Origin of the sequence: Lysobacter oculi (assembly GCF_003293695.1) — a bacterium.
Classification (GTDB): Bacteria; Pseudomonadota; Gammaproteobacteria; order Xanthomonadales; family Xanthomonadaceae; genus Solilutibacter; species Solilutibacter oculi.
On sequence record NZ_CP029556.1, the window covers coordinates 1,466,837 to 1,478,195 of the forward strand.

Consider the following 11,359-nt stretch of genomic DNA (forward strand, 5'->3'; position numbering starts at 1 on the left):
TGCGAACCATGGCTGATTAGACGTCGCCATGGTCCCGGAAGGGGACGTAAATTCGCTATTGCGCACCTGGCGCCGCTACGTAAATTCGTCGTAAATTTCCATTGAGTGAATGTCCGCTTCGGGTCGAGGCTGTGTGAAAACCCTGCCTCCACTGGCATGATCTGAGCACCGGTCGATGGGTGCTCTACATTAAGCGATTTGTGGATGGCGTTGATCGCTCCCAGGGGCTTCTGCTCCCTGATCGGCTGGAAGACTACGTCCACGAAGACAACCCGGTGCGGGTGGTCGATGCCTTCGTCGAGGCGCTCGATCTGAGCGTACTGGGCTTCGATGCCGCCAATCGCGCGGCAGGTGGTCGGCCCGCGTATCACCCCGCCGCGCTGCTCAAGATCTACATCTACGGTTACCTCAACCGCATCCAGTCGAGCCGTCGCCTGGAGCGGGAGGCGCAACGGAACCTGGAACTGATCTGGCTGACAGGCCGGCTGGCACCGGACTTCAAGACCATCGCCGACTTCCGCAAGGACAACGGCAGCGCGATCACGGCCGTGTGCAGTCGGTTCGTCGCGCTGTGCCGGAACATGAAGGTCTTCTCGCACGCGATCGTGGCGATTGACGGGCAGCAAGCTCAAGGCAGTGAACAGTCGAGATCGCAACTTCACCGTCGGCAAGATCAAGGGGCGCCGGAAGCAACTGGAGGACAGCGTTGCTCGCTATCTAGCCGAACTGGACCGGGCAGATCGCGACCCGGCGCTGCTGCCGGAGGGGCGCGTACCGCACCTGAAGGACAAGCTGGCCAAGCTGCATGCTCAGATGGAGAAGTTGGACAGCATCGAGAAAGAGCTTGAGGCCTCTCCAGACCGCCAGATCTCGATGACGGATCCGGACGCGAGATCAATGACCTCGAGCGGACGCGCAACCGGCACCGTGGGCTACAACGTCCAGGCGGCGGTCGATGCCAAGCATCACCTGATCGTGGCATACGACGTGACGAACGACGGTTGACCGTGCGCAGCTCTCACATATGGCGATGAAGGCCAAGGATGCCCTTGGTGCCGAACACATGACGGCGCTTGCGGATCGCGGTTACTTCAGCGCCCCTGAGATCCTGGCGTGCGAGGAGGCAGGCGTCATTCCGCTGGTGCCCAAGCCCCTCACGTCGAACAGCAAGGCCGAAGGTCGGTTCGACAAACGGGACTTCGTCTACGACGCAGCCGCGGGAGATCGAATGCCCGGCGGGCGAACGGGCGATCCCCGCTTCACCACAGAGGAGAAGGGGCTGACCTTGCATAAGTACTGGTCATCCGCCTGCCCCCGTTGCCCGATCCGGAAGAAGTGCACGACTGCCACCTACAGGCGTATCGGACGATGGGAGCACGAGCATGTGCTCGAGCGAATGCAGATGTTGCTGGATGCCAGGCCAGAAGCTGCCGTGGCACGACGGCAGACGGTGGAGCATGTCTTCGGAACGCTCAAATCTTGGCTCGGCACAACGCCATTGCTGACGAAGACGCTACCGAAGGTCAGAACGGAGATCAGCTTGGCGGTGTTGGCCTACAACATGAAGCGGATGATCAAGATCATGGGCACCGAGGGCATGGTGCGGGCCATCGCAGCCTAAGCATCAAGTTCTTTTACTGCAGCGCTGGTTGCTCAAACTGGCTGCATCGTCGTCGGCAGCACCGCGCCCGGGAGTTTTTACACAGCCTCGGTCGCAAGCGGTCACTGATCAAGCCAGCTCAGCAACCTAGGATCCGTCTATCCCATCTTCCACATTGCATGAGCATGTGTGGCGCGGGAAACTCCCCGCAACTTTTCCCGATTGATCTCCATGGCCTCCTGAGTCAGCCGTAACTCGCGGCGCGGCAGGACAAAAAAATGGCTGAAGATGGAAATGGCGGTGAGCTAAATGCACTTGAAGCTATCGCAACCGCAATGGTTTGGGCCATGACGAACGGATGGCATAGCAGCAGTGAGGATTTAAAAGTCGCTGGATGGCTCTGGAACGAAATCGTTGCCTCGTCCTTTGTACCCGAGATTCGCGGAGAGGAGCTCCTCCGGCGCTTGATCGAAGCTTATGAGAGCACCGGCCAAGACGCAGTCAACAGGGCCATTCTGGCTCGCTTGGTTCTACGTGCGTCCGCACTTGATAGCCAGCCCTAAGCTCGGCGTCTGGGTTGCCCTGTGGACTTTGCCCGCCGCGGCTTGCTGGTACCGGCTTCTTCGATAGCAACTTGGAACTCCGCAACGAAACTGGTCAAATCCAGCCCCATTGCGCGGCATATCTCCCAAAGTTCAACCGTATCCAGCCGACGTACCCCGCGCTCCACATCGCTGACAAAGGTCTGGGACTTGCCGACGGCCTCTGACAGGTCCACCTGGGTAAGTCCGGCCGCCTCCCTCGCAGAGCGCAACTGATTGCGCAGGATCGTGTTTTCAGGGCGGTAAAGAGTTTTTGGCATCGTGCTCGCCTAAGGACCAGCACAACGCTATATTTGGCTTTCGTATATCCGATCTTCTTGAATAATCAGCCTGATATGAACTGGCTGATCAGGCTTAGGTTCCACCTTGGTCCATCCATAACCAAGAACAACGAGGAAGTCCTATGAAAATATCTATGCTATTCGGCTTGATGCTGATCTTGTTTACGACGTTGCCCGCTTGGGCCGACGATCGCCCGGGAAAGCTCCTGCCGTTTGATCCCGCCCTGAGCCCGGAGATCGTGGTTATCCTGCCCAAGGAAGGCATCGAGGAGACCAAGGCCGGCGCACCGACAGAGCTCGCATTTAACGCCAACATCAACTACGGGCGAGCCTTCAGCACCCTTAGCAATGCACAGTACGACTCGCAGGACATCGACGGATACAGCGTGCGGTGGTTACACCCCAACCAGCTCGAGGTGGCCAAACTCAAGGGTACGACGACAAAAACAGGGGCCATTTCCTATGCGGTCGACTTGCGTGCCAAAGAGACACCCACGACCTACGCGCTCCACATGTCTCTCACGGACAAGCGCCAAGAGACGCCATTCGACCTCATGCGAAGCCTCTACACCGTCAAGTCCTTTGAAGCAGATGAGGCAAGGGAGCAGTTGCTAAAGCCGATCGTGCACTTCCGAACAGAGGTGGACAGCGAATTCGGCGCGGACAGCTTGCGCGCCAACTTCGAACGACTGGGTCAACCAGCCCGTTGGAACCGGATCATGGCCAAGCGATTCAACCTGGGCAAAGACGCGCAGTTCTTTACGCTTCCCTCCACTACCCCCGGCGTTTCGGTGCAATACGTGCTGGACGTATTCCCATATCGCAACGGCGCCAAGGCTGTGATCACAGGCCAGATCGTCGGCGCACCCACCTCGCCGAACACAGTGGACATGACTGGCATCTTGCGCTCGACACTGGATCAAATCCGGGCAATCGCGTTCGACTGAATTGAATCAGTGCGCCCCAATCCGTGGGATGCACTGAGGGTCAACTGACAACACGCCTAAGTGCTCGGGCCGTGGATTAGCGCCTAGGCCGTGACCTACGAAGCCTCCCGCTAAACAGCTTGCGCCGTGTCATGCGAGGTACCCAGCCGACGCCGGAACGGATCATGATCGGCACCAGGTCAGGCCGTGACGTCGCTGGTTCCGCGCCCAGATCCTCGTGGGTGAGCGCACGCTCCGAGAAAGTCGAGGTGAGCAACTGGAAATCCTCCGGCGAAGCCTCGCCGATGACCTCATCCAAGGTCGGGATTCGGGGGCGCCGTACTTTCATCGGATCTCCTCCTCGGGCCGGACGACTAAGGCGTCGGCGATGTCAGCCCAGATCATCAGTACGCCCGACGCGACGTACACGCCAGTAGCAGCGGCAATGCAAGACAGCGCAGCGACGATGCTGAACGCGGAAGGCATCCATACCAGCGCGCAGCCAGCGTAGAGCCCAATCAACAGGTAGCCGGCGGCTGCCAGCATGCGCACGGAAGTTCGGAACGTAGTGTAAGCGCTGCCCAGTCGGGGATGGGCTACGTCCGAACCGGACGCACAATCGGCGTCAACCACATGGGGAGGAGTGCTCATAGGGATTCCTGCAATGGCGCCACGGGCTGTGGCACCCGTCAAAAAGCACGAAGACGCCCAATGCAAAGTTAGCGAGGAAAGTCCCACGGCCCATCGTGACCTCGTCAAACTGAGTCACATACTGGTGGTCGAAATTCAGCCTGAGCGATGGGCATCTATTTCACCTTCCATTTCAATCGCTTGCACACGTCATCGCGCTTCATGCCAGTGCGTATGGTCGAAATTCGACCCTCAAACGCCGCGGCACAGGATTTTCGCACTGAATTTCGACCACTCTCGCACCGAATCATCGGTTTTTCAAACCAGATCAAGGCGTTGCAATCGAACGAATTTCGACCAACAAGCATTTGCCTGCGTGTGATGTGAGCCAGACTGTGGATTGCAACGACGACCGTGCGTCTATGGGCAGCCTACCAAGGACTGCAGCCAGTGCCGCAGACGGCGCTGGCAGGGCCATTTGCCGCCATATTTTTGGCACTTTTTCCAACATATAACTTTGTAAATTCTCACAATTTACAAAGTTAGATTGTGTAAAAAGTGGAATTTACAAAGTTAGATTTTGTAAAAACCAGAATTTACAAAGTGAAGCAGAGTACTTAGGAAAACTGGGAAAAATAAACATCTAGGCGAGGAACAGGAATCAACTTTGGGGAAAACACTTCTTCCCCACTCTCAGGGACTCCACCTTCAAGAGCCCCTGCCATGGCATCCATCACGCCGCCACGCATCATCCCGATCACTGACTTCGACGTGATCCAGCAAAGCTGGGAGACCATCGAGCTCACCTGTACCCGCCGAACAATGCGCGCTGCGCTGGTACGAGGTCTCTGTTCTCCTGAAGGCACGTGGGTCGATGCACTCGTTGAATGCCGTCCGGTCTTCAACGACATTCTGCGCAAGTCGCGGATGTATGCAGATTCGGTCAACCAGATGCTGCGCGCCAGACAGTTGCCCTTGGCATCCCGCCTGGAAGACGCAATAGCCGTGGCTAAGGCGTGTCACCCAGCAGACCAGCTGGTCTGCCATGTGGCCATGACAAGGACGTACTGCTGGCTCCAGGCCACGATCGAGCATGTCCGGATCGGACATCGAGACCCTGGGGATTTCCTGGATCGCCTCATGAGCGAGTTGGAGAATCGCGCACTGGTGTTGTGGGACGAAGAGAAGCGCGCTTGGGCGTACGTCGTCGAGGAGTGCATGCAAGGTGGTCTGGATGTGTCGACCATCAGGCCGCTTCAGAGCCCCTTCGGTATCGACGACTCAGGACCCTGCTGGATCCTTGAGCAGATCGACATCGATCTTGCGTGGTGACCGGATATCAGGATTCAGGCCGTTTTTTGTCGTCATTTCCGGATTTTGAAACGCGAACGGGACGCTATCGTGAATCCATCAGCCACGGAGCGCGAACATGCCAAGAACACTGCCAGAACCCGTCAAGGGAGCCGTTGATCGATTGCTTGAGGTCGCGTCCCGGGATACAGGACAAAGCCGCAGGTGCGCGGATTTTCTATTGAGCTGGTGGAACGCCGAGAAGTGTGGCGGTTGGGACCCGGTGGATCTCTGGGGCCTTGATCTGAGCCTGCGCCGGGATGTCCTGCAGGTCGTGGCGTACCTCGCTTCGGATGATGCGTATTACCCGGACAATGTTGGCCTAGGGCTGCAGTTCGATCGCCTGGTGCGTGAGCGTCGCCCGCACCTGTTCGACAGGGCGACGCAATGAACGACCACCCTGTCCAGAACGGACACGCGCCGAGCCCCCAATTGACCCGGGTTGTGCGTATTCCCGGGTCAACTTTGGAAACGACCGCATGGCAGTTTCATTGGGACTCCCTCGCAGGAGTCGCCCATGGACAACGTCGTCGCCCTTCGTGCAGCCGCACGCACGGACACGCTCGCGGACTTCGCCGAAACCTGGTTCGACCAGGTGTCGATCGGCTGGCGCGACACCACGCAGCGCCGTGTCGACTCGATCCTGCGCTGCCATGTCCTGCCGGAATTCCGACGACACGACGCAGACGGCTTCGATCGAGCCGCGATGATGGCCTGGCGGGCGAAGCTGGTGCGCGAAGGCCGGTGCACGCCCAACCGCGCCAATGCGGTGATGCAGGTTGCCAGCCAGTGCCTCGGTGAACGCGAACGGCAACGCGGCATCGCCAACCCGTGCCGCGACCTACGGCGCCTGCCGGTGCGACGGCCCGCTATCCAGCCGTTCGCCTTGCCGGAGTTGCGTCGGCTCGTCGAAGTGGCGCCTCCTCATCTGGCCGACTATGTGTGGATTCGGGGATTGACCGGGCTGCGTTCCGGCGAGGCCAACGGCCTGCGCTGGGACTGCGTGAACCTAGGCGCTGGCACCCTCGACATCCGCCGCGCCCGCGCCGACGGCCGGGATTGCCTCCCCAAGAACGAGTTCTCGGAACGGCTGATTCCGCTCGGAACGATCGTCACCCAAGCCATGCAGCGGCAATGGCAGCGAACCGGTTCGTCCGATGGTTACGTCTTCCAGACACTGCGGCGTGCGCCTATCGACACCCAGAACTTCGCGCGCCGCGATTGGCACCGAATGCTTGCGGCGACGAGACTTCCATACCGATGCCCCGAACAGCTTCGCCACACCGCCGCGACTCTGATGCTTGCGGCGGGCGAGGCGCCTACGTTCGTGTCCCAGATCCTCGGTCATGCCGATTGCCGGATGCTCCTGTCCACGTACGCGAGGTTCATGCCCGGTGCATTGGGCCGGACGGATGGTCATGCATTCGAGCGCGCCGTTTCGACGGACGGTGCGACGCTTTCCTGATGCCAGTGCCCCGGCCACGGTCAGGCCCGCATCTCAGGGGCGTTGGACCTAGCCCGACATAGCAGTCGATCAGGTTCTTTGAAGGACGTCGACGCGGTCACGGGGTCTCACGGAGGGCCTGGAGGCCAAGTTTGACCTCGAGTCCTTCCACGAGGTGCTTGTGCCTGTCGAACGCGCCCGGGACGCGGTCCGGGAGCCGCAACATCGCCCCCTTCCGGGAAAACAGCTCGACGTAGCCTACCCGGTCCCTGTTCGCCGCGTAGAGGTCGCGCTTGACGTCGCGTCGGCGATCGTAATCGGCACTGCCGGTGCGTCCGTAGACTTCGATCACAGTAGGTAGCGCGCAATCAAGGACCACGAAATCCGGCAGGGCTAGGTCGCCTGCGCGATAGAGCAACGGTTTCACGAACCGGCGCCCGGTGCCGCTGGAAAGATGCCAGAGCACCTGCAGCTCCGCCCGGGAGTCCACCGGGACAGGCCAGAACGAGGCCACCACCATCAAGGCGCCATTGACCAGTCTCAGTTGGCCGATTTCGTCCCGGGCCACGCGAGCGATCAATGTCACCACCAGCGTCTTGACCGTCGATTCCTGAGAGAGCGCCTGGATGAGCGCGTCAGTCCGGGGAAAAGGGCTGTGGGCCACGATCTCCTGCCAAATATTCCATTCGGCGCGCAGGGGGACGTCCCCATGGCGCAATGTCACGAGGGCATCACTCCCATCGCGGACGACCCTGGTGATCGCGCCGATCACGATGGCGTACCACGTGGTTGCATCGCGCCCCGATTCCGACAGCCTGGGGTGCGTGGCCATGCGATCGATTCCCGGCAGGATGCAGACCTGACGTGCCGGCTCGCCGTTGAAGCGTAGGAACTCGCGTTGCTTCGCAAGTCGGGAGGCAGCCAGTAGGCCTGGCTCGCCGTTGCCGAACTTGCGGACGGTACCGTTCAAGCCGGTGATCTGCCAGATTGCACGCAGTGCAGTCAGGAGGGTCGCACGTCCCTGGACGTCGGTCTCCCGCTGGTCATCGCGTCCCTTCGCGGGAGGGGGGCTCGGGCTGTGCGCCGCTCCCGGCTTGGCAATCAGTTGGTCGCGCAGGTGGACGTCCCAGTAGCGTCCATCCCGGGTTATGGCCTTGCCGGAGTAGCACCTGGATCCTTCGCCGACATGCGAGATCCCGTTACGCAGGCAATCCTGGCGGTGCAATGGCCCGGTATCCGGATAGCACCGCAGCCGTGGGCCCTCTGGCGTCGAATAGACCTGCAGGGCAAGTGGCTCGCGGCGGCGGCACAGGCAGGCAATGGCCCCCTGGGGCTTGCCACGCATGCGGATCAGCAATCGCTTGCCGGCCCCGGTCGAATACAGATCCCGGAATGTGTAGTTCCGGCCTTCGATCCGGACGAGCCCATCGAGGCTGGATGGCGGCATTGTCGGCTCCGGCTGAGATGTGTATCAGGAGAGCCGGTGCGCTGAGACGCCCGTACTCCTGCTTCCGTGGCCTATGGTTACCATCGTTTGCCCACAGCGGAAGTGGACACGTAAGGCGGCCAATGCATCCGGTCTTGGATCGGAACGGGTGTTCGTGTGACTCGGATCACGACGTCAGTAGTAAGCCGCCGATCCAGCAGATGGAAATGAAGCAATTGCAGTGTTGGCAGAGGCGCGATGGAGCTGCATAACATTCACAAGAAGCTGCGAGATGCGCTCATCCATTCGCTGGCTTAAGGCCGCGACGGCTGGCGAGAAGAGCGACATCTTTTGAGTTGACACTACGGCGAAGACGCTGCAATACATTTTGCTGCGTCTCGGGCGTCCAGAAAATCGTCAGACGCTCACGGGCTCGGGTAATTGCGGTATAGAAAATACTATGGGAGATGTCGTCTTCATTGGCATCGGTGATGACAATCTTGACGGAGTCGTATTCAAGGCCTTGTGCCTTGTGAATTGAAACAGCATATGCAACTTGGAAGGGCACTGCGGTATGAAGTGCATCGTCATCCCCGTCGCTTGCTTCGTAGTCGTAGACAGAAAACCGGACGGTCGAGCCCCCGATCCACTCCAGTTCGCCACCCGAAACGTCGAACTCACTCAGCGACCGGTCAAGCTCGACGTCGAACTGAATCTGGCCGCGCCGCTCTTGAATACCGAGGATTCGACCTTTTAGGTTGTTGTAGATCACAGGTCGGAAGCGATCCGTCTCGTTGAATAGTATCGGATCGCCAACCTTGTAGGTCGACGCACGCCAGTCAATCCCGGGGTTGGGGTTGCTGCTCTGAAGAAACCGATTGACGTTGTTAATCCCATATAGGCCGTCGTAGTTCAGGCATAAGATGATTTCGTCATCGTGCTGGGTCTGGAACAGTGATTTGTCCAGTACGGTCGAGTAACCATTGCGGGCGATGACTTCGGCGATGTCGTCATCTATGTTCCGAACTTTGTTCCAGAAGCCTAGGAGGGACTGATTTTTTGTCCTGAACGGCGTGATTAACTCGAATACTGACGTGGTCGGGATGAACGCCCGGATGATGCTAAACCAGTTTCCGAACTGGATTGACTCGATCTGATGCACATCGCCGACAAGAACGAGCAGCTTGAAGGACGTCTTCTCCAATACCTTGAGCAGATCACCATTGCTAACCGTGCTGCACTCATCGATAACCAGCAGGTCGAACTCCGGATCGGGGGTGGTCCGATGGATCTGACTGCTGATCGTTCGGAAAATCCCATTCTGCGCATTGACCTTGCGCTTGAGGTTGTCTATTGCGGGGTGAGTGTGGGCAAGGAATAGCTTCGACTTGTCGTTAAAGTAGCTCGCGACATGGTCGACCATCGTGGACTTTCCGGTGCCGGCTGCACCATAGATAAGCGCGACCTTCGATTTGTCGAATAAGAGCTTTATGGCGTCTTTCTTGACGTCATCATCGATACCGCGAGGGACCTCATCGAGCCAGCGCTCGACAGCTTGGGTGTAGCCGGCGATTCCCGCCGACGCAAGCTGCTGAATTCTCTCGACGATCGCGACAGTTCCATCCTCATAGCTTCGAATGAAAACGTGCCCTTTGTCCTGCATCAGCCGGCGCCCCGCGTGGCGCCAGTAGATTTTGCCGTTGTAAGTGCCGATCAGATTGGTGACATCCCCAAACTCCTCCAGGTCGTCCACGGGGGTGTAGAGGATTCCGTGCCGTTCGACATTGCTGTGTACTCGCCGGGCCATGAGCTCATGAGTTCGGCCGGCCGCATCGATACTCTCGACGAGATCCCCGTAGCGGGGATTGTGTTCTCTCGGGGAGGTGCAGAACGGCATGGTGTCGAATGGGATACAACCCCATTGAAGCTTGAGGTCAGAGAGGAGGTTGCAGCCATCTCCGTTGTACTGCGGCTTGAGAACCTGATTGTGCAAACGCAGCATGAGATAGCGAATAACGCTGCAACCCGGCAACTCGGCCCGCACAATGCGGCGTGACTCGTCCAGCATAGGAAAGATTTGCCGTTTGGCTGGATCGCCGGAAGTACCGGCTGCTTTCAATGCTGCGTATTCTTCGTTTGGCATGTCGATGAGATCGAGCATGCTTCCCAGGCTCGCCGTCAGCCAGCGCATGAGGAACCGATACTCTGCAGAATCGGACCGAACATTGGAGCGGAATCCAAGGATTCGCGCGAAGTTGTCGAGCTCGCATGGTCTGATCGACACCTCCCAATCGCAGATAATCGTTATCGGCATCGTCTGATCGAGTACGTCGATTGAATCGCGCAGAAGCGTCAGGTTCGCCGAGTACTTTTCAGTCATCTCGATGCTGGTGAAGGCGATGATGCGATCGAATTTGTTAACCTTGTTGACGGCTCGGTAGAAGGTGACCTCGTAGTAGATCCGACCGTCAACGAAGAATGGGCGCACCTTGTGAATGTAGTAGCGATTCCGCTCGCCCTTTTCCTTTCGCGTTGAGCGAACCGCCTCGATGCGCTGAGCAATTTTCTGATGATACTCACGCAATGACGGATCTAGATCAATCGGAAACGACTCAAGGTTAGCCAGAATGCCAATCCCGCAGTTGTCCCGGAGCAGGCCCCGGAGGCGGTACAGGTACTCGTAGTACTTGAGCATCAAGCGCTCCGAAGCATCTCCGTCCAAGGTGTAGTGAGAGGCGCTGGTCTGGATGAGCTTGTGAAATTTTCCGAGAAAGTTGAACTTTGCCTTGCTCCTTACGTGTGCCAGCGCGGACTCAATCGCAGCGTACTGGTACTCAGCATCGGAAGATCCAAGATGGAGGCGTACCGCAGCCCCCTCAACGAGGTTCCGGAGCTGCGAAAGAACATTCTGGGATAGCAAGGCCCGTTGCTCGGAAAGCAATTCAATGTTTCGACAGATTGCCTCATCCGCGCTCTGAATCTGGTCACCAACGGTCGTCATTTCCTATCCAATCTCAGATTTTTATGGCCTGGTCCGGTTTAGACTGCTTGGATTGAAATACGGAAACTCTCAGTGGCATGTTCGTCGTTGCATGCAAGT

Annotated in this window: 9 protein-coding genes and 1 pseudogene; 6 read left to right on the top strand and 4 right to left on the bottom strand. The window is 58.6% G+C overall.

From position 1 onward, the window contains the following. Positions 1–188: 188 nt before the first annotated feature. Positions 189–1,621: pseudogene (locus DCD74_RS07080) on the top strand (IS1182 family transposase). Positions 1,622–1,878: 257 nt separating this feature from the next. Beyond that, positions 1,879–2,163: a hypothetical protein gene (locus DCD74_RS07085; RefSeq protein ID WP_162615932.1), complete on the top strand. Its 285-nt coding sequence runs from the start codon at positions 1,879–1,881 to the stop codon at positions 2,161–2,163. Here DCD74_RS07085 and DCD74_RS13185 read toward each other — a convergent pair. Next, the gene (locus tag DCD74_RS13185; RefSeq protein ID WP_112926692.1) at positions 2,160–2,462 is read right to left on the bottom strand and encodes a helix-turn-helix domain-containing protein; all 303 of its coding nucleotides are present in this window, start codon (positions 2,460–2,462) and stop codon (positions 2,160–2,162) included. The two genes, DCD74_RS07085 and DCD74_RS13185, sit on opposite strands and share 4 nt — an antisense overlap. 167 nt (positions 2,463–2,629) lie before the next feature. On the opposite strand from DCD74_RS13185, the gene DCD74_RS07095 reads away from it, so the two are divergent. Continuing rightward, positions 2,630–3,430, top strand: a complete 801-nt coding sequence (locus DCD74_RS07095; RefSeq protein WP_217424239.1) for a hypothetical protein — start codon at positions 2,630–2,632, stop codon at positions 3,428–3,430. 324 nt (positions 3,431–3,754) lie between these two features. On the opposite strand, the gene DCD74_RS07105 is transcribed toward DCD74_RS07095, so the two are convergent. Beyond that, positions 3,755–3,955 carry a hypothetical protein gene (locus DCD74_RS07105; protein WP_112926695.1) on the bottom strand — a complete coding sequence of 67 codons (201 nt, stop codon included), beginning with the start codon at positions 3,953–3,955 and terminating at the stop codon, positions 3,755–3,757. An 807-nt stretch (positions 3,956–4,762) separates the two neighbouring features. Between DCD74_RS07105 and DCD74_RS07110 the strand changes: the two genes are divergently transcribed. The 3 genes from DCD74_RS07110 (at position 4,763) to DCD74_RS07120 (ending at position 6,854) form a co-directional block, all read left to right on the top strand. Then, the gene (locus DCD74_RS07110; protein WP_112926696.1) at positions 4,763–5,371 is read left to right on the top strand and encodes a hypothetical protein; all 609 of its coding nucleotides are present in this window, start codon (positions 4,763–4,765) and stop codon (positions 5,369–5,371) included. A gap of 97 nt (positions 5,372–5,468) precedes the next feature. Continuing rightward, complete coding sequence (locus DCD74_RS07115) at positions 5,469–5,780, top strand: DUF7673 family protein (protein ID WP_112926697.1); 312 nt, start codon at positions 5,469–5,471, stop codon at positions 5,778–5,780. A gap of 126 nt (positions 5,781–5,906) precedes the next feature. Continuing rightward, a complete protein-coding gene (locus DCD74_RS07120; protein WP_112926698.1) occupies positions 5,907–6,854 on the top strand; it encodes a tyrosine-type recombinase/integrase in 948 nt (315 codons plus the stop codon). Positions 6,855–6,951: 97 nt separating this feature from the next. Here the strand turns inward: DCD74_RS07120 and DCD74_RS07125 are convergent, their stop codons facing one another. Further along, the gene (locus DCD74_RS07125; protein ID WP_112926699.1) at positions 6,952–8,280 is read right to left on the bottom strand and encodes a DUF1173 family protein; all 1,329 of its coding nucleotides are present in this window, start codon (positions 8,278–8,280) and stop codon (positions 6,952–6,954) included. A 277-nt stretch (positions 8,281–8,557) separates the two neighbouring features. Then, a complete protein-coding gene (locus DCD74_RS07130; protein ID WP_112926700.1) occupies positions 8,558–11,260 on the bottom strand; it encodes an ATP-dependent DNA helicase in 2,703 nt (900 codons plus the stop codon). Between the last annotated feature and the right edge of the window lie 99 nt (positions 11,261–11,359).